The sequence below is a fragment of the Halomicrobium sp. HArcht1-1 genome (genome assembly GCF_058933285.1).
Genome location: NZ_JBZYDL010000001.1, coordinates 549,598 through 566,497, shown reverse-complemented (window position 1 = coordinate 566,497; position 16,900 = coordinate 549,598). Strand labels below are relative to the sequence as shown.

The following is a 16,900-nucleotide window of genomic DNA, read 5'->3' as shown; positions in this document are numbered from 1 at the left end:
CACTTTCACTCCCCTGTTAACGGAGGTTTATTACCCCCGACGCACAAGCCCCGTGTATGTCCACATCAGAGGACCTCGAAGAGCTGCCGGGCGTCGGTCCGGCCACAGCGGAGAAGCTCAAGGACAACGGCTTCGACGGCTATCAGGGAATCGCCGTCGCCTCCCCCGGCGAGCTGTCGAACACGGCCGACATCGGCGAGTCGTCGGCCGCCGACATCATCCAGGCCGCCCGAGAGGCCGCCGACATCGGCGGGTTCGAGACCGGCGCGACCGTCCTGGAGCGTCGCGAACAGATCGGGAAGCTCACCTGGTCGGTCTCGGAGGTCGACGACCTGCTGGGCGGTGGCATCGAGACCCAGTCGATCACCGAGGTGTACGGCGAGTTCGGGGCCGGCAAGTCCCAGGTCACCCACCAGATCTCCGTGACCGTCCAGCTACCGGCCGAGCACGGCGGTCTGGAGGGCAGCGCGATCTTCGTCGACTCCGAGGACACGTTCCGGCCCGAGCGGATCGATCAGATGGTGCGTGGCCTCGACGACGACGTTCTCGAAGACACGATGGTCCTGCACGGCCTCGTCGAAGAAGCGGGCGACGCCGACGCGGGCGACGAGGAACTGCTCGAAGCGCTCGTCGAGTCCGTCCTCGACAAGATCCACGTCGCGAAGGCGTTCAACTCCAACCACCAGATCCTGCTGGCAGAGAAGGCCCAGGAGATCGCCAGCGAGAGCCAGGACGACGAGTTCCCCGTCCGCCTGCTCTGTGTCGACTCTCTGACAGCTCACTTCCGTGCCGAGTACGTCGGCCGTGGCGAACTGGCCGACCGCCAGCAGAAGCTCAACAAGCACCTCCACGACCTGATGCGCGTCGGCGACCTCAACAACACCGCCGTCGTCGTCACCAACCAGGTCGCGGCCAACCCCGACTCCTTCTTCGGCGACCCCACCCAGCCCATCGGCGGGAACATTCTGGGCCACACGTCGACGTTCCGCATCTACCTCCGGAAGTCCAAGGGGAACAAGCGGATCGTCAAACTCGTCGACGCGCCGAACCTCCCGGACGGCGAAGCGGTCATGCGCGTCGAAGAGGGCGGCCTGATGGACGAGTAACGCACGACGCCCGCCGTTCGAGACCGGCCCCCGCGATGCGGTGAGAACACTCACCACGACCCCTTCGTTTCCCCTCGAACCCGCCGCCGTCCCGCGTCTTTCGCGCGTCTGACGCACCGCGGTGAAAGTGAAATCGGTCCAGAAGAACCACAAGACGGCAGTCGATCTCTAGTCGAAACGAGGGGGTTCGTGACGTGAGAGCGTCTCACGTCCGTCGAATCAAGCCGCCGACCGAACGGGCGGCAGCATTTTGTGGGATGGTGACGTACCACGCGGTATGAAGTTCGTCATCGTCGGCTACGGTCGGGTCGGGACGCGGACGGCACGCATCCTGGACAGCGAGGGCCACGCCGTCGTCATCGTCGAGAACGACCTCGACAAGGCCGATCGGAGCGCGGAGGAAGGGTTCGAGACGGTCCGGGGCGACGGCAACGACGAGTCCGTCCTCGAAGCGGCGGGGCTGGACGACGCCGACGCCATCGCGGGGCTGACCGGCGACCTCAACACCAACTTCGCGGCCTGCATGGTCGGCAAGGAACACGGCTGTCGAACCGTCCTCCGGATCGACGCCGACTACCGCGAGGAGATCTACGAGAAGTACGCCGCCGACGTCGACGAGATCGTCTACCCCGAGCGGCTCGGTGCGGCAGGTGCGAAGACCGCGCTGCTGGGCGGAAACTTCAACGTCCTGGCAGACCTCACCGAACAGCTCTCGGTCGCCAGCGTCACCGTCCCCGACGGATCGCCCGTCGTCGGCGAGCGCGTCGTCGCGCTCGATCTCCCCGGCGACGCGCGGATCTACGCCCACGGGAGCGACCGGGAACCCATGACGATCCCGCTCCCACGGACGAAGCTGGCAGCCGGCGACACCGTCGCAGTCATGGCCAGTCCCGAGACGCTCGACGACGTGCGAACGTCGCTCAAGGGAACGTAGTCTACCCCTCTCGGCCAGCGGCGTCGGCAGCGCTGGCGGCCAGGCGCGCTACCCGGAGCGGTTCCGGCCGTCCGCCCTCGGGCGTGAACGCGCGAACGACCTCGCCGGCCCTCTCCTCGTCGATGCCGACACTCCGGACGTACACCGTTCCGTCTGCGACCGAGACCGGACGACGCTCTGGCTGGGCTCGATAGATCGCCAGCCGATCCTCCGCGACCGCAGGATCGTCGAACCCGTCCCGAATCGCCGATTCGAGGCCCTCGCTCGCCTCGTAGGTGATCGAACAGACCGGGAGCCCGGTGGCGTCGTGGAGTTCGGCGAGATCGACGACGTTGAACCACGCGGGCGCGATGCCAGAGACCAGCAGGTACCGAACGTCCTCGCGGTCGAGCCGGTCGACCATATCGGCGATCTCGGCGGTCGCGTCGCTCCCACCGACCGTGCAACTGCCGAAAACGAATCCGTCGACGACCCGGCTGGCGCGGACGACGACGCCCGCCAGCGTACTCGTCGACCCGCGATACGACTCTGCGACGCCCAGCGCGCGGACGCCGGCTTTCATCTCGAAGTCACTCCCGAGTCTGCAGGCTGTCGATTACGTGTTCTCGCCTTTGATGTCGTCGAGCCGATCCAGTAGTTCGTCGTTCGAGGCCGTAAACTCGAACTCCACGTCACCGTCGTGCTCGTTTTCCGAGGTGGACAGTCCATCCTCGTCGTCGTACTCTGTGTCGTACTCCTGGTTGTCTTGTTCGGATTCGTCGTAGCTCCCAAACCCCATACATGTAACCATTATAGATTCCCCGTGATAAATCACTCGGCGGTTTTGCCGCTACCGCCACAGAACACGACAGTGAGGCTATAAGAAGCCGCCGTGGTACGGCTGTCACCGCCTCGGGAGATGCCCTCTCACCCGGTAGTCGGCAGTCTGAAACACGAGCCACCCCTATCGGGAACGATGGCAGTCTACACCGTCACCGACGGCGCAGAGACGTTCACCTGCAACGCCTATCTGGTCACGGGCGAACGGACGACGCTGGTCGACGCCGGTGCGTACGCCGGCGTCGTGGACGCGATCAGAGACCACGTCGACGAACTCGATCGGGTCGTCTTGACCCACCAGCACGGCGACCACGTCGCGGAGCTGGCCGCCGTCCTCGACGCGTTCGACCCCGAGCTGTACGCCTACGGCGAGCACCCGCGACGAGATCACGCGCTCGCCGACGGCGACACCGTCACGGTCGGCGACCACGACTGTACGGTCGTGTACACGCCGGGCCACGCCGACGACCACGTCTCGCTGGTCTCCGAGACGGCGCTGTTCTCCGGCGACGTGGTCGTCCACGACGACGGCGCGTTCGACGACGGGAGCTTCGGCCGGACCGACGCCCCCGATCAGTCTCGCGAGCGGCTCATCGAGTCGATTCGGGACCTCCTCGACCGACTCCCCGCGTCGGTCGGGGCGATGTACGCCGGCCACGGCAGCGTCTTCGAGGGCGACGTGCGAGCGGTCGTCGAACGCGCGCTCGAACGGGCAGAGCGCCGAGAGCCGAAGTACCCAGACGAGTAGCGAGAAGTCCCCCACGGCTGCGAGCGGTCGCGAAGACCGCTCTCGTTGATTGTCGGGACGGACGGGCAGTCGGCAGTGTCACTCGAACACTCGACCGAGGACGTACAGCCCGGCACCCACGACTGCGAGCGGCGCGTGGACGACGCTGGTCACGCCGTCCCGGACGATTTCGAGTCGGCTGGACAGGCCGTCGGTGACGGGGACGATCTCGATCCCGAAGCCGACGGACGCGAGCGAGCCGACGTCGCGGGGGGCGGCCGCGACGAACATCGCCGTCGTGCCGAGCACGACCAGCAGGAGGGTCGTGTGCGTCCCCGTCCAGTTGGGGAGCGCGTCGGTGAGGCGGACTACGATCCCGAAGACCACCGGCACGGCGATCGCGGCGGCAGTCACGGCCAGGGGCGGTGCGGTCGCGAACGCGACGATCGAGACGATCCCACCCGCGACGAGGACGACCGTGACGCCCATGAACTTCAGCGAGAAGCCGTCGTGGAGCCGCAGCGTCCAGGTACAGGCCAGCGCGGTCGTCATGATGTAGGCGATCCGGTGGGCGATCGTCAGGACACCGTCGGCGAAGCCACTCGCGGCGTAGACGAACTGCAGCGCCAGCAAGACGGCGAGGACGCCGAGCGCCTCGACGACGCTGACGCCCGGGAAGCCCGGTCTGGTCTGCTCTGTGGCAGTGTTGCTCATCGCTTCGGCGTCCACTGCGTGGGGCCGACGTAAGTCTCTGTGGGATCTGGTTTCAGCGCGTCGGCTCGCGGACGAAAGAGAGGGGTGGGTTGCGGTGTCCGGGCGCGCTCGGGAGGATGGGAGACTGAATGTACAGTCGGTGTGCGCGCCCGTGTCGACGGGTCAGGACGACCGTACATAAATACCCGTCAGACGGGCGTTCGACGGCGGCGTAGTCCGTGGGTTTTTCTCTCGCGCGTGCCTCCCCTCGAACATGACCTGGGCGGCACTCTTCGAGCGAGCGACGGCGTACGAGACGAGCGTCGAGAGCGTGCGTTCGGCACTGGAGGAGCGACGCCGTGACGGGTGAGTCGACCCGAGTCGTGGCCGACGCCGACGTACTCGCCGCGGACCTCCTCGTCGGTGGGGACGCCCGCGCCGCGCTCGATCACGTGCGCCGGCACGACTGGGTGACGCTGGTCGCCAGCGTCCCGCTGCTGGACGACGCCGAGGCGGTGATCGCCGATCTCGCAGACGCCTCGCTGGCCAGCGACTGGCGCGAGGGCGTGAGGACGGCGTGTCACTGCGTCGAGCACCCGCCCGACGACCATCCGGGGCTGGCCGCCGCCTACCGCGGCGAGGCCACGCACCTGCTGTCGTACGACGACACGCTCCGGTCGGCCAGGACCGGACTGTCGATCCAGCCCCACGCCGACCTCAGCGTCCGTCCGCCGGACGCGTTCGCCCGGCTGTTCGACCCCGCGGCGGTGTACGAGGCGACCCACGACGGCGACTACCCCGGACCGGACAGCGACCCGCGAGCGTAGGTCGCCGTCAGCGGTTCCCGTTGACGAGCCGGCTCCCCCACCGCTGGAGTGGGCGCGGGACGAACGAGAGCAGCCCCACGAGGACGGTCATCGCCAGCCCCGGCACGACGACGGCCTCGCCGCGCTGGAGTCCCCGGTATCCCGCCCGCGCCACCCGTTCGGGCGTGTCACAGAGGGTACGACCGACCGCCGAGTCGCCCATCCCCGCCCGCTCCTGGAACTCCGTCTCGGTCGGGCCGGGACACAGCACCGTCACGTCGACGGCGCTGTCCCGATGTTCGGCCGCCAGTGCCTGGGAGAAGCTGTTGACGTAGGCCTTGCTGGCGTAGTAGCCAGCCATGTACGCACCGGGGACGAAGCCCGCGACCGAGCCGACGTTGAGCACCTGCCCGGCGTCCCGGCCGTCGAGAAACTTGCGGGTCAGTTCGACGAGCACCGAGACGTTGAGCCGGAGCTGTGTCCGCTCCTCGTCGGGGTCGCTCTCCGCGAAGGGGCCGTGCGTGCCGACACCGACGTTGTTGACCAGCGTCTGGACGGCGATGCCACGGTCCGCCAGCGTCGCCCACAGCCGATCGGGCGCGTCGTCCGCCGCCAGATCCATCGCGACGACGTGAGTCGTGACGCCGTAGCGTTCGAGGTCGGCCGCGAGTGATTCGAGGCGGGCCGCCCGGCGGGCCACGAGAACGAGGTCGTGTCCGTGGCGGGCGAACTCCCGGGCCAGCGCCGCACCGATCCCGGCGCTGGCACCCGTGATCAGCGCCGTCCCGGCCGTCTCCCGTTCGCTGGTCACGCGTCACCCACTCCAGGGCCGTCGCTCGCGTGCAGCGATGGTCGACGGGACCGGTGGGTGTAGGCTCGATCGTTAGCCATCGATCCGACCCGTCGTCTCGACCCACTCGGCGAACGTCGAAAGCGCCCGGCCCCGGTGGCTGACGGCGTTTTTCCGCTCGGTGCCCATCTCGGCGAAGGTCGCCCCGTCGTGTTCGAAGATCGGGTCGAAGCCGAAGCCGCCGTCCCCTCGGGGCGCGACGATCGTCCCGGGGACGCGCCCGCGGAACAGCTTCACCGGGAGCGCCGCACCGTCGACTTGCGCGTCGGTGGTCGCTCCGCCCCGCTCGTCGGCAGCCAGGTCGTGTCCGCGCCGGTCGTCGTGATCGACGGAGCTGGGTGCAGCCTCGAAGCCGTCGCCGTCGCAGTAGGCGACGACGGTCTCGAAGGCGGCGCTGTGGTCGTCTTCCGGTTCGGTGAGTCGCCAGACCCGCTCGATGCCGAGCCGGTCTTCGACGTACGACGAGTACGGGCCGGGGAACCCATCGAGCGCGTCGACGAACAGACCGGAGTCGTCGACGATGACCGGCTCACCGACAGCCCGGTAGGCCTCGCGTGCGCCGTGGGCAGCGACGGCGGCGAGGTCGTCGCCCTGTACCTCGGTGTAGTCGAAGTCGAACTGCTCGACCGTCTCCGCGCCCAGGTACTCCCTGGCTTCGTGGACCTTCCCGGGGTTGGTCGTGACGAACTTGAGCATACCGCGAGTCGGGCGAGGACGGGAAAATAGCCGTCGATGTTCGCGACTCAGTCGACGACGACTTCGACCGCTTCGTCCTCGGCGTCTGGCTCCTCCTCGATGCCGCCCTGCTCTTGCCAGACCAGTGCGCCGACGACCGCGAGGACGACCCAGGAACGCCAGTTGGCGAGGTTCAGCGAGTACCCGATCCCGAACGGTTTCTCGACGAGCATCGAGTCGCCGGGTTGCCAGTACGAAGACAGCATCCGTCGAACGCTCGGGCGTTCGAAGTTGTACGGCACTCCGAAGAGTTCGCCGGACTGTGGTTTGTCGGCCATGGAATCCGGTACGGCACGCCGCGTTAAGTCGTTTTTCCTCGCTCAGCCCAGCAGTGAGGTGACGGGGCCGTCGAAGTTGATGATCACGGCCTGGGCCCGGTCGCCGAACACCGCCTTGCCGGTCGGGGACCGCTGGTCGCCGGTGAGGAACACGTGGTCGATGTCGTTGTCCGCGGCGGCTTCGAGGATGCGGTCGGCCTCGGTTTCGGCCTGTCCGATGCGTCCCGCGAGGACGTCCCACTCGACGTCGTAGTCGCCGACGACCTCCTCGACGACCGCCGCCGCCTCCTGGTGAACGTCGTCCATGATCACGCTGTCGTCGTAGCTCGTGTGTTCCTCCTCGGCCACGGCGTCGAGCGAGTCGCGTTTCTCTTCGAACGCCTCGTGAGTGAGCAAGGAGAGCACGTGGAGTCGCGCGTCTGCGCCACCGGCCAGCTGCGCGGCCTCGGTCAACAGTTCGCGACCGCGTTCGTCCGTATCGAGTACGACGAGTGCGTCGTCCATGTCAGGAGCGATCTGGCGGAGCCCACTTAATTTTCACTGGTATCGGCCGCGATCTTCGATCGCGTCGAGACGGTCGAGGACGGTGTCGTCGCGCTCGCTTGCGGTCCGGTAGGCGTCGGCCACGGCGGCCCGGAGCCGCTCGGCGTCGTCGGTGGTCCCGGCCAGCGACTGATCGAGGACGTGCAGGTCCATCGCGTGGTCCTCGGTGTCTCGCGTGTAGTAGCCCAGTCCGAAGTCGATGAGGAAGACGCCGGGGTCGCCCTCCCCGACGCGGACGTTCCGCGTCGTCGGATCGCCGTGGACGAAGCCGGCATCGTGGATCGCAGCGAGGTGCCGGCCGACCGCCCGGACTCGCTCCTCGGTCAGCCCGTCGCGCAGTTCTCGCTGACCGACCCGCTGGAAGACGATCCGGGCGTCTCGTGGATCGACGTCGTAGATTACCGGCGTCGGAACGCCGTGCCGGCGGGCCTCGCTGGTGAGGCGGGCCTCCTGTCTGGTGCGCTCCGAGCGCAGCCGCTCGTCCAGTTTCGGGTGGCGATACGAGCGAGGGCGGCGCTCCTTGACGACGCGGTCGCCCTCGAAGCGGACGAGCGCCTCGGCCCCCTGAATCTCGTCGGCGTCGCCGCCAACGCGAGCGACCGGTTCGCCCGCGTCCCAGGTCACCTCGACCTGATCGGGTCGGAAGTCCGAGTCGATGCCGGAGTCGGGTATCGACAGCGTGTCGCCGGCCGCGTACATCCGCGCGCCCAGAATCGCGATCATCCCGGCGTTGTCCCGGAGAAAGCGGGGCTCGGGCGCGTAGAACTCCGCACCGCGCTGTGTACACATCTCCGCGAGCATCGAGCGGAGACGCTCGTTCTGGCCGACGCCGCCCCCGAGGACGAGTTCGTCGGCGTCGGTCAGCGAGAGGGCGCGCTCGGCGACTTCGGTCAGCATCGCGAAGATCGTCTCCTCGAGTCCGCGACAGACGTCTTCGACCGGCGTACCGCGGTCGGTTGCCTGCTTGGCGGCGGACATGATCCCCGAGAAAGAGAAGTCCATCCCCTTGACGACGTAGGGAAGGTCGACGTACGTCCCGCGCGTCGCGTGGTCTTCGACCTTGGGACCGCCGGGGTGAGACCAGCCGACGTGGCGCGTGAACTTGTCGAGGGCGTTGCCGACGCCGGTGTCCATCGTCTCGCCGAGCACGCGATATCGTCCCGAGCGGTACCCGAGGACGTGCGCGTTGGCACCGGAGGCGTTCAGGCAGATAGGCGAGGAAAACCCCGAGAAGTAGCGCCCGACTTCGAGGTGTGCGACCATGTGGTTGACGCCGACCAGCGCCACGTCGAACCGCTGTGCGACCGCCCGCGCCGCCGTCCCGACGATCCGCAGGCACGGTCCCAGGCCGGGGCCACGCGAGAAGGCGACGGCGTCGATTGGCGGGCCGGTCTCCGTGTCGGGCGCTCGCTCGCGGGCGTGTTCGAGCGCGCGCTCGACGACGGCTGGAATCGCCTCACCCATGTGTTCTGCGGCCTCGCGGGGGTGGATGCCGCCGCTGTCGGGCTGGTAGGCGTCGGTCTCGATGAAGACGTGGTCGTCACTGGCGGCCGCCGAGGGATCTCGAAGCTCACTTTCGTCCGCCTCGAAGATCGCAGCACTGGCTGCCCAGGCTGTGCCTTCGATGCCGAGAACGCGCATTGTGAAGCCGCTATGCGGGCGTTACTCCCACTCGGTGTAGCCGCACTTGCCGCAGTGTTTGCGGTCGTCGTGCTCGGCGAGGAAGGTGTCGCCACACCGGGGGCACTGCTCGCGCTCGATCTGACCGTCGTCGCTGTAGTACTCGTGACGGGCCATCTTATGCCTCCTCACCCGACTCGCCGTCGGCGACGATCTTGTTGCGTTCGAGCATGTGGTCTTGCTCGACCTCGCGGGCGAACTCGGGCGCGTCGTACACTTTCGCGTAGCCGACGGTCTTTCGCATCCCGAACTTCGTGTCGAGCTCGTGGACGACGACTTCTTCGGCGTCCTTGTTGAGCTTGGCCGCGAGCGAGTCGCGCACGGAGAGTCGCGACGGCGTCGCCTCGTCGTGTCGCACCTCGAACCGAACGTCGGTCCGGTGTAACATCGGGTTGTCGTCTTCTTTGATGATGTCGATTTCCATGGTTCGTTGTCCCTACATTGCCCCTGAAGCGCGTAAAAGGATTTCGAACGGCGTACAGCTCCCAACCCTCGCGGCGGGCGCGGACCCGACGGCGTCGCGAACGACACGTGAAGAGAGAGCCGGATCGACGGGGACGACGAGTCGACCGTCGACACGCTCTACCAGACGATGTATAAGAAAGTGGAGTTGAGAGAACGAATACCGTGGTAACTGTTGCACCGCATTTTGGGGCGTGAAAAGTATTTCTACAGAGTGTGCCGTGGTACCGTCTCTCAAAACCAATCGACTTTCTGAAACTTCTTGTATGGCGAGAGTCTTGGTGTACGTACGGCAGTGGTCCCGCGACCGCTCGCCCCCACGGAGCACTCACAATGTCATCGAACACGTCCCATCTTCGCACACGATCCGAGCGTGGTCCCGCAGTCGATTCCCCGTCGTTCGCGACGCTGGTCGGTTTCCCCGTCCTCCTCGTCGCCGCTCTCGTCGCCCTGAGCTATCCGCTCGCAGCCGCGACGGCCCTCGCCGCGACGGCACTTGCAGTGAAAGGCACGCAGTTCGGACTGGCCGCACTTGTCCGCCGGACGAACGACGCGCCTCGTCGGGTCACCGTCCCCGGCGTCGGCACCGTGACCGTCAGCATCGCCCCGCTGTGAGACTACCCGTCACGCCGTGACAGCCGACGGTGCGAGAACGAGACGCCACGCTCTTTGAATCACGACTGGTTTTCGCTGCGACGACACGATTGCGGCGAGGTCGCCGTCACCTACTCCTCGGTGACCGGCGCGTCCATGCGTCGAACGTCGAGCACCAGTTCGTCGGCGGTCTCGGAGACGGCCGTCACTTCGCCCGCGACGACCAGATCAGCGCTGGGCGTCGGCCCGACGACAACCGGATCGCCGACCTCGATACTGCCGAGGGTCCCCTGGAGGGAGACGTGTGCCGTACACTCCGTCGGGTGGTGGACGTTGGTCAGGTCGATCTCCTCGACTGTGGCGTCGATCCGGTCGAACGCCTGCGAGACGGTCACCGTCTCGGCGTCGTCCATCGGCTCGCGACCGATCGCGGCGAAGGCCGCTGGCGTCGGCTCGTACCCGCCGGTGGGTCCCTGGACGCTCTCGACGAGTCCGATCGACTGGAGGGTCGTGAGCTGGTTCTGGACCGTCCCCGAGCTGCGGTCCAGGATCTCGGCGACCTGACCGCTCGTGACCGGGCCGTCCGCGGTCTCGTGTTCGTTGATGAGTGTCGTCACGAGCTGGGTCTGTGTCGGAGAGAGGTCGATGTCGTTCGTGTTCATTTGTTGATTGTCTGTTGACGGTCGGCAACCATGAGTTTCGTGGTCGTGACTGCTAGAGATCGATCGACGGCGTCAGCGGCGGACGGCGCTTGTGTCTGGTGGTTTCGCACCATTTCCGGACCCGCTGGACCGTCGCTCGATCGACGGCGAGTCGCTCGGCGACGGCGGCCGGTGGTTGCGCTTGGTCGACGAGCGCGTGGAGGATCTCGTCGAGCGTCTCGGGGTCGACCCCGAGTTTCTGTGGGTCGCTGTCGGCGCGTCCCGCCGTCCGGGTCGACCGGTCGAGAATGTTCGACGGCACGTCGACCGCTCTCGCGAGCGCGCGTACCTCGGTGTGATAGAGCGGTGCCAGCGGCGCGAGGTCGACGCCGTCGTCCCCGTGTTTCGTCACCGACCCCAGGAGCCGCCGGGTACGGTCGACGGAGCCGAGCACGAGCCGGTCGGTCGTGTTGGCGACGTAGTACAGACACGCCATTCGGAACCGTTCGCGTGCGTTGTCGAGCGCGACGACGTCGTCGGCCGGTTCCCCAGCAGCACCGATCACGCGCTGGAACGCCGAGAGCAGCGGCCGCAACTGGAGTCGCTCGTACTCGATCGACAGCATCGACGCGACCGCCTCCGCCGCCCTGGCCGACGCCTCGTCGTTCATGTTGGCCGGCAACACGAGACCGCTGACCCGATCGACGCCGACGGCTTCGATCGCCAGCACCGCCGCGACCGTCGAACCGACTCGCCCGTCTAGCGCGACGGCGACGCCCTCGGCACCGGCCCGTTCGAGCGTCCGTTCGACGAAGCGGGGCAACTGCTCGCGAAGTTGCTGGACCGCCTCCGACTCGGTCGCAAGCTCGGAGCGCTCACGGGCCAGTGCAGGATCGTGTGCGCTGGGCTTCGAGTCACTCACGACGACCACCGCCCGGCGACGCGCGCGAACCGCGACCGTGTCGCTCCAGAGGGCGGACACCGCCGGACCCACGGCGGTGCCGGCTGCCCCGCTCTCGGCAGACCACTCCTCGTGAGACGGAGACCGCCAGCGCGATAGCTGTCGCCGGCCACCGGGCAAACGGCGTCGGCTGTCGGCCGGACGACTCGATCACAGATCGTGGCGTGCAGTACACGGTACCAGCAGTTCGACTCGTTACTGATAGTGATTCCCTACCAGGGGAACTAATGGGTAGGGGCCTCTGGGAGGTCCTAGTACAGGTATAGTGGCCATCGACTTTCAATGGCTACGATATCAGACGGGCAGCCGGCGCATCAGCGCGGGCAGACGGTTGCGAAGCTTCGTCTTGAAGCCCCCCTCCAGCTCGTGGATGCGGGCCATCTCGTCGTCGGTCAGGGAGAACTCGAAGACAGCGAGGTTGTCGGCCAGGTGGTCGCGGCTGGTGCTCTTCGGGATGGCGACGACGCCGTCCTGCTGGACCAGCCAGCGCAGTGCGACCTGTGCCGGACTCCGGTCGTAGCGGTCGCCGATCCGGGCCAGCAGATCGTCCCCGAGGACGCGGCCCCGCGCGAGCGGGCTGTAGGCCGTCAGTGCGATCCCCGCGTCGACACAGTACTCTCGCAGCGCCGACTGATCCTTGTAGGGATGGTACAGCACCTGATCGGCGACGATCGGGGCGTCGACGGCGTCGCCGGCCGCCCGTAGCTGCGACTGCGTGAAGTTGCTCACGCCGAGGTGTTCGACCAGCCCCCGCTCGCGCAGTTCGGCCATCGCGGCGAGGGGTTCTTCGACGGGGACGCGCGGGTGAGGCCAGTGGATCAACAGCAGGTCGACGTAGTCGACGCCGAGCGTTGCCAGACTCTCCTGGACCGTCGAGACGACCGCCTCGCGCCGGAGGTTCGAGCGCCACACCTTCGTCGTTAGGAAGATGTCGTCGCGATCCACGTCGGCCGCGGCGATCCCTTCGCCGACCGCCCGCTCGTTGTCGTACACCTGTGCGGTGTCGACGTGTCGATAGCCGAGATCCAGAGCGGTCCGAACCGTCTCGGTACACGCTGTCCCGGTGTTTTGCCACGTTCCGAGCCCGATCTTCGGGATCGACGCACCGCCAGCTTCGACGTGTTCCATAGCCGACGTTGCGCCGGGACCACAAAGAACGTCGCGGCGTCGCGGGAGGGGAAGGACAATGACACTTGGCCCCGACAGTCGACGTATGAGTGCCGACACTGTTCTCGTCGAAGACGTAATGTCGACGCCGCTCGAGACGACGAGCCCGGACGCGACCGTCCGAGCCGTCGCCGAGCAGATGCGCGAAGCGAACGTCAACGGACTCTTCGTCCCCGGTGCGGACGCAGGAATCGTCACGACGACCGACGTGGTCCACGCCGTCGCCGAGGGCGCGGACCTCTCGGAGACCCGGGTCGCTGACGTGATGACCTCTCCCGTCGAGCGCGTCGAGACGACGACGGAACTCAACGAGGCTGCGGCCATGATGACCAACTTCGGCATCAAACACCTCCCGGTGATGGACGACCACGGCGACTACGTCGGAATGGTCTCCTCGACGGACACGACCGGCGAGTTCGCCTAGGCCGTCTCGGGGCGGGCTCTTTTCTCCCGCACGGTCGAACGACCGGACATGAGAGTCGACTGCGAGGGGTGTGCCGGCTGCTGTATCGACTGGCGGCCCCTGACCGACGCCGACATCGATCACGAGCGGCGCGGCAGTCGCCAGCCTCTCGACGAGACCAGCAACCTCGTCCCGCTGACCCGCTCGGAGGTGCGTGCGTTCGTCGACCGCGGTCACGGCGACGCCCTCACGCCCCGCCTGTTCGCCGACGACGACGGCGTCACCATCGACGGGCACAGCGTCGCCGCGATCGACGGCCGGCCGGCGTTCTACGTCGGCCTTCGCAAGCCGCCCAAACCCGTCGCGCCGTTCGACGCCGACCCCACCTGGCTGGAGACCTGTGTCTTCCTCGATCCCGTGACCCTCCAGTGTCGGCTCCACGACGGCGAGCTGTACCCGGACACCTGCGGAGCCTACCCCGGCGAGAACCTCTCGCTGGCCGTCGAGACCGAGTGCGAGCGCGTCGAGGCTCACGCCCCCGGCGAGGCCGCTGGCGAGCGACTCAGCGACGACGAGCCGCCGGCCGACGCCACGCCGTTGCTCGGCCCGGCCGCGCTGGGCTCGAAGCTGTTCGCACACCCCGAGCCCGAGCGCCTCTCCGGCGTCGTGTCCCGCCTCGTCGCCGACGAGCTGACGGCCGCCGACCGCGTGGAGTTCGTCGCCGTCGCGGCCGCCTCCGCACCCGGGACCGGAGCGATCAGCGACGACTGGTACGAACGGTACCGCGAGCGCGCACGGGACACAGCGTCGTGGACCGGGCGAGCGATCGAGCGCTGGCAGACCCTCGCCGACGCGGTCGGTGAGCCGGCACCGGAGCCCGAATGCGCACGCGAGATCGAGGACGACGACGGCGCACCGCCGACGCCGGGCTGGGACTCGATCGACGACACGTCCACCTGAAGCGAGCGCAAGTCGAAGGCAGTCGTTGGCGACGGAACGCGAGCGGACGGTCAGGTGTCGGAACCGGATTCGACGGGCGGCCACTCCGGGTCGACGCCGACAACGTCCGCCGTCCAGGCCCAACACTGTTCCTCGGTGGCTTCCTCGACCGGTTTCGCCTCCGTGCGCTCACAGTCTGAAAAGTACCCGCCGTGCAGGCCGTCCGTGTCGTCGGTCGTCGCCAGAAAGAGCGACGTTTCGGCGGCCGCCCGTTCGGAGTCGACGGGGCCGACCGGGAGCAGCCCGCCGACGAGGCCGAACAGCTTCCAGCCGAGCCGCGAGAGCCCGCCGGTCTCGCGTGCCAAACGACTGCTCGGGACGATGCCGGGGTGGCAACACGACACCGTGACGGCGTCCGTTCGTCGGGCCAGTGCCCGCGTGAACGCGACGTTCGCGAGCTTCGAGTCGGCGTAGGCCTGCTGTCCGGTCGGCCCGTCCGGACCGAGGAACCGGTCGGTGTCGAGTTCGCCCCGCCGGTGGAGGTCCGACGAGACAGTGACGACGCGCCCGCCGGCCGCGTCCAGCAGCGGCCACAGGTCGTGGGTCAGCCGGTAGTGCGCGCAGTGGTTCACCGCCACCGTCAGCGCCACCTGTGTGCGGGTGCCGTCCGAGCGCTCGCCGGTCGCCGCGACGAGGCGGCGCTCGTCCTGCCAGGTCCCGGCGTTGTTTACGAGCGCGTCGAGGCGGTCGTAGTCGTCGGCGATCGCGTCGGCCAGCGCACCGACGGCGTCGAGTGTCGACAGGTCCGCGTGGTGGAACGTCGCCGCGCCCGCCGTCTCCCGGCGGACCGTCCGACAGATCTCGTGGCCACGCTCGGCGTCGCGGCCGTGGACGAGGACCGTCCAGCCCCGCGCTGCCAGCCCGCGGACCGTCTCACGTCCGATCCCGCTCGTTCCCCCAGTGACCAGCGCGACCCGGCTGTCGCTCATGGCAGGTCGTTGGGCGACCGAGCGAAAAAGAGCGGGGTTACAGTGACTCGTCCTCCGGGCTGCCGGCCACCGCGAGCGAGGAGCCCCGATCGTCGTAGTACTTCCGTCCGATGTAGGCGTCGGGCAGCCGCGAGACGACCGTCTCGAACAGTTCGTCGGCGCTCTCGTAGCTGTCGTCGTCGACGTGCTCGACGATCGACGCCAGCGTCTCCGACTCGTCGCTGTCCGGCGCGATAACCGTCACCTGTCCGAGGCGGTCACGCACCGTCGAGAGGGTGACCGGGTACGACAGTTCCGCGTCGAGATACGCCCGCAGGTCGTTTCGCTCCGTCAATCGTTCCTGTGACATAACGCGACGGTGTCGACGGCCCGCCCGCCCCACCGTCGTCCGGACCTTCCCGTGACGGTACTTCGTTATTCGGCGCTTTGTGAGTCGTCGGCATCGTCGCGCCCGGCTTACCGCCACCGGGCGACCACGCGCCGGCCGGCTTACTCGGACGGCGGGCCAGCCCCGCAGTCGGCCTGTCTTCTCAGTCGTGGCCGTACACCGGGACCGGTTCGTACGGTTCTTCGAGGTACTCCATCTCCGAGGTCGAGAGGTCGATCTCCAGTGCTTCGACGGCCGCTTCGAGGTGTTCGATGCTCGACGTGCCGAGGATCGGCGCGTCGGTGTACTCGTTCTCGAAGTGCCAGGCCAGCGCGATCTGGGCCATCGTCACGCCCTTCTCGTCGGCCAGTTCCTGGACGCGCTCGTTGATCGCCTCGCTCCCCGGCCCCTCGTCGTAGGGGAGCCCGATGTTCTCCTTCTCGTGTTCCCCGCGCGTCGTGCGAGTGAACTCCTCGTGGGGGCGGGTCAGATAGCCCGCGCCGAGGGGGCTCCACGGGATGACGCCCACGTCCCACTGCTCGCAGACGGGATACATCTCGCGCTCCTCCTCGCGGTAGGTGAGGTGATAGAGGTCCTGCATCGTCTCGAAGCGGGCCAGGCCCTCGCGCTCGCTGACGTGCAGGGCACGCTGGAACTGGTGAGCCCACATCGAGGAGGCACCGATGTGACGCACCTGGCCGCGCCGGACGGCGTCGTCCAGCGCCCGCAGCGTCGTCTCGATGGGGGTATCGTAGTCCCAGCGGTGGATCTGGTAGAGATCGACGGTGTCCATCCCCAGCCGCGCCAGCGAGGCCGACAGCTCCTGTTCGATGGCCTTCCGCGAGAGCCCCTGCCTGTTGGGATCGTCGCCCATCTCGCCGAAGACCTTCGTGGCGACGACCTGCTCGTCGCGGTCGTACTCGCCGAGCACGTCGCCGAGGATCGCCTCGCTCTCGCCCGTCGAGTAGACGTTTGCCGTGTCGAAGAAGTTGATCCCGAGTTCGAGCGCGCGCTCGATCAGCGCCTCGGAGTCGTCCCGGTCGAGCATCCACTCGTCGCCGCTGCCGAAGCTCATACAGCCCAGGCAGATCTTCGAGACCTCGATCCCGGTCGAGCCGAGTGTCGTGTACTCCATACATATCCCCGTTGCGGGGGCTGACCAAGTAGTCAACGGCACAGTTCTGACACGACGAGGGCGAAAACTGG

General features: G+C 67.8%; 23 protein-coding genes. 7 read left to right on the top strand and 16 right to left on the bottom strand.

Annotation, left to right across the window (positions count from 1 at the left end):
• The first annotated feature begins 56 nt into the window (after positions 1-56).
• Together radA and AC5FRZ_RS03060 are read left to right on the top strand one after the other, a co-directional pair.
• Positions 57-1,106: a DNA repair and recombination protein RadA gene (gene radA, locus AC5FRZ_RS03065; protein ID WP_170093362.1), complete on the top strand. Its 1,050-nt coding sequence runs from the start codon at positions 57-59 to the stop codon at positions 1,104-1,106.
• 277 nt (positions 1,107-1,383) lie between these two features.
• Entirely contained in the window at positions 1,384-2,040 is a 657-nt protein-coding gene (locus tag AC5FRZ_RS03060) for a potassium channel family protein (protein ID WP_153552326.1), read from the top strand.
• 1 nt (position 2,041) lies between these two features.
• Here AC5FRZ_RS03060 and AC5FRZ_RS03055 read toward each other — a convergent pair whose 3' ends face one another.
• Positions 2,042-2,602: an endonuclease dU gene (locus AC5FRZ_RS03055; protein ID WP_153552325.1), complete on the bottom strand. Its 561-nt coding sequence runs from the start codon at positions 2,600-2,602 to the stop codon at positions 2,042-2,044.
• Between the two features lie 33 nt (positions 2,603-2,635).
• On the bottom strand, positions 2,636-2,818 hold the full coding sequence (locus AC5FRZ_RS03050; protein ID WP_018257335.1) for a DUF5786 family protein: 183 nt from the start codon (positions 2,816-2,818) through the stop codon (positions 2,636-2,638).
• Between the two features lie 177 nt (positions 2,819-2,995).
• Between AC5FRZ_RS03050 and AC5FRZ_RS03045 the strand changes: the two genes are divergently transcribed.
• Positions 2,996-3,607, top strand: coding sequence for an MBL fold metallo-hydrolase (locus AC5FRZ_RS03045; RefSeq protein WP_170093360.1), 612 nt, complete (start codon positions 2,996-2,998; stop codon positions 3,605-3,607).
• A 78-nt stretch (positions 3,608-3,685) separates the two neighbouring features.
• On the opposite strand, the gene AC5FRZ_RS03040 is transcribed toward AC5FRZ_RS03045, so the two are convergent.
• On the bottom strand, positions 3,686-4,300 hold the full coding sequence (locus AC5FRZ_RS03040; protein WP_153552323.1) for a hypothetical protein: 615 nt from the start codon (positions 4,298-4,300) through the stop codon (positions 3,686-3,688).
• A gap of 338 nt (positions 4,301-4,638) precedes the next feature.
• Here AC5FRZ_RS03040 and AC5FRZ_RS03035 point away from each other — a divergent pair, with 338 nt between their 5' ends.
• Complete coding sequence (locus tag AC5FRZ_RS03035; protein WP_493563823.1) at positions 4,639-5,106, top strand: DUF7384 family protein; 468 nt, start codon at positions 4,639-4,641, stop codon at positions 5,104-5,106.
• A gap of 7 nt (positions 5,107-5,113) precedes the next feature.
• Here the strand turns inward: AC5FRZ_RS03035 and AC5FRZ_RS03030 are convergent, their stop codons facing one another.
• The 7 genes from AC5FRZ_RS03030 to AC5FRZ_RS03000 all read right to left on the bottom strand — a co-directional run bounded on the left by AC5FRZ_RS03030 (position 5,114) and on the right by AC5FRZ_RS03000 (position 9,595).
• Entirely contained in the window at positions 5,114-5,896 is a 783-nt protein-coding gene (locus AC5FRZ_RS03030) for an SDR family NAD(P)-dependent oxidoreductase (RefSeq protein WP_170093358.1), read from the bottom strand.
• A gap of 72 nt (positions 5,897-5,968) precedes the next feature.
• Positions 5,969-6,631: a non-canonical purine NTP pyrophosphatase gene (locus AC5FRZ_RS03025; protein WP_493563822.1), complete on the bottom strand. Its 663-nt coding sequence runs from the start codon at positions 6,629-6,631 to the stop codon at positions 5,969-5,971.
• Positions 6,632-6,678: 47 nt separating this feature from the next.
• The gene (locus AC5FRZ_RS03020) at positions 6,679-6,948 is read right to left on the bottom strand and encodes a DUF5808 domain-containing protein (protein WP_015762147.1); all 270 of its coding nucleotides are present in this window, start codon (positions 6,946-6,948) and stop codon (positions 6,679-6,681) included.
• A gap of 42 nt (positions 6,949-6,990) precedes the next feature.
• The gene (locus AC5FRZ_RS03015) at positions 6,991-7,452 is read right to left on the bottom strand and encodes a universal stress protein (protein WP_170093357.1); all 462 of its coding nucleotides are present in this window, start codon (positions 7,450-7,452) and stop codon (positions 6,991-6,993) included.
• Positions 7,453-7,485: 33 nt separating this feature from the next.
• The gene (locus AC5FRZ_RS03010; RefSeq protein WP_170093356.1) at positions 7,486-9,132 is read right to left on the bottom strand and encodes a bifunctional N(6)-L-threonylcarbamoyladenine synthase/serine/threonine protein kinase; all 1,647 of its coding nucleotides are present in this window, start codon (positions 9,130-9,132) and stop codon (positions 7,486-7,488) included.
• Positions 9,133-9,153: 21 nt separating this feature from the next.
• Complete coding sequence (locus AC5FRZ_RS03005; protein ID WP_015762144.1) at positions 9,154-9,288, bottom strand: 30S ribosomal protein S27ae; 135 nt, start codon at positions 9,286-9,288, stop codon at positions 9,154-9,156.
• A 1-nt stretch (position 9,289) separates the two neighbouring features.
• Positions 9,290-9,595 carry a 30S ribosomal protein S24e gene (locus tag AC5FRZ_RS03000; RefSeq protein ID WP_015762143.1) on the bottom strand — a complete coding sequence of 102 codons (306 nt, stop codon included), beginning with the start codon at positions 9,593-9,595 and terminating at the stop codon, positions 9,290-9,292.
• A 371-nt stretch (positions 9,596-9,966) separates the two neighbouring features.
• On the opposite strand from AC5FRZ_RS03000, the gene AC5FRZ_RS02995 reads away from it, so the two are divergent.
• Positions 9,967-10,248 (top strand): hypothetical protein, encoded by a 282-nt coding sequence (locus AC5FRZ_RS02995; protein ID WP_153552315.1) that lies wholly within the window; start codon positions 9,967-9,969, stop codon positions 10,246-10,248.
• 110 nt (positions 10,249-10,358) lie between these two features.
• On the opposite strand, the gene AC5FRZ_RS02990 is transcribed toward AC5FRZ_RS02995, so the two are convergent.
• The 3 genes from AC5FRZ_RS02990 to AC5FRZ_RS02980 form a co-directional block, all read right to left on the bottom strand.
• A complete protein-coding gene (locus AC5FRZ_RS02990) occupies positions 10,359-10,889 on the bottom strand; it encodes a TrmB family transcriptional regulator (RefSeq protein WP_493563821.1) in 531 nt (176 codons plus the stop codon).
• 52 nt (positions 10,890-10,941) lie between these two features.
• On the bottom strand, positions 10,942-11,790 hold the full coding sequence (gene nadE / locus AC5FRZ_RS02985; protein ID WP_493563820.1) for an NAD(+) synthase: 849 nt from the start codon (positions 11,788-11,790) through the stop codon (positions 10,942-10,944).
• A 333-nt stretch (positions 11,791-12,123) separates the two neighbouring features.
• Entirely contained in the window at positions 12,124-12,957 is an 834-nt protein-coding gene (locus AC5FRZ_RS02980; RefSeq protein ID WP_493563819.1) for an aldo/keto reductase, read from the bottom strand.
• An 85-nt stretch (positions 12,958-13,042) separates the two neighbouring features.
• Between AC5FRZ_RS02980 and AC5FRZ_RS02975 the strand changes: the two genes are divergently transcribed.
• Both AC5FRZ_RS02975 and AC5FRZ_RS02970 read left to right on the top strand, forming a co-directional pair.
• Positions 13,043-13,420, top strand: a complete 378-nt coding sequence (locus tag AC5FRZ_RS02975; RefSeq protein ID WP_153552311.1) for a CBS domain-containing protein — start codon at positions 13,043-13,045, stop codon at positions 13,418-13,420.
• 48 nt (positions 13,421-13,468) lie between these two features.
• The gene (locus AC5FRZ_RS02970) at positions 13,469-14,359 is read left to right on the top strand and encodes a YkgJ family cysteine cluster protein (protein WP_493563818.1); all 891 of its coding nucleotides are present in this window, start codon (positions 13,469-13,471) and stop codon (positions 14,357-14,359) included.
• Between the two features lie 50 nt (positions 14,360-14,409).
• Here the strand turns inward: AC5FRZ_RS02970 and AC5FRZ_RS02965 are convergent, their stop codons facing one another.
• The 3 genes from AC5FRZ_RS02965 to AC5FRZ_RS02955 all read right to left on the bottom strand — a co-directional run bounded on the left by AC5FRZ_RS02965 (position 14,410) and on the right by AC5FRZ_RS02955 (position 16,829).
• Positions 14,410-15,327 (bottom strand): SDR family NAD(P)-dependent oxidoreductase, encoded by a 918-nt coding sequence (locus tag AC5FRZ_RS02965; protein WP_493563817.1) that lies wholly within the window; start codon positions 15,325-15,327, stop codon positions 14,410-14,412.
• Between the two features lie 37 nt (positions 15,328-15,364).
• Complete coding sequence (locus AC5FRZ_RS02960) at positions 15,365-15,676, bottom strand: DUF5789 family protein (RefSeq protein ID WP_170093351.1); 312 nt, start codon at positions 15,674-15,676, stop codon at positions 15,365-15,367.
• A 181-nt stretch (positions 15,677-15,857) separates the two neighbouring features.
• Positions 15,858-16,829 (bottom strand): aldo/keto reductase, encoded by a 972-nt coding sequence (locus tag AC5FRZ_RS02955; RefSeq protein WP_493563816.1) that lies wholly within the window; start codon positions 16,827-16,829, stop codon positions 15,858-15,860.
• Positions 16,830-16,900: the final 71 nt, after the last annotated feature.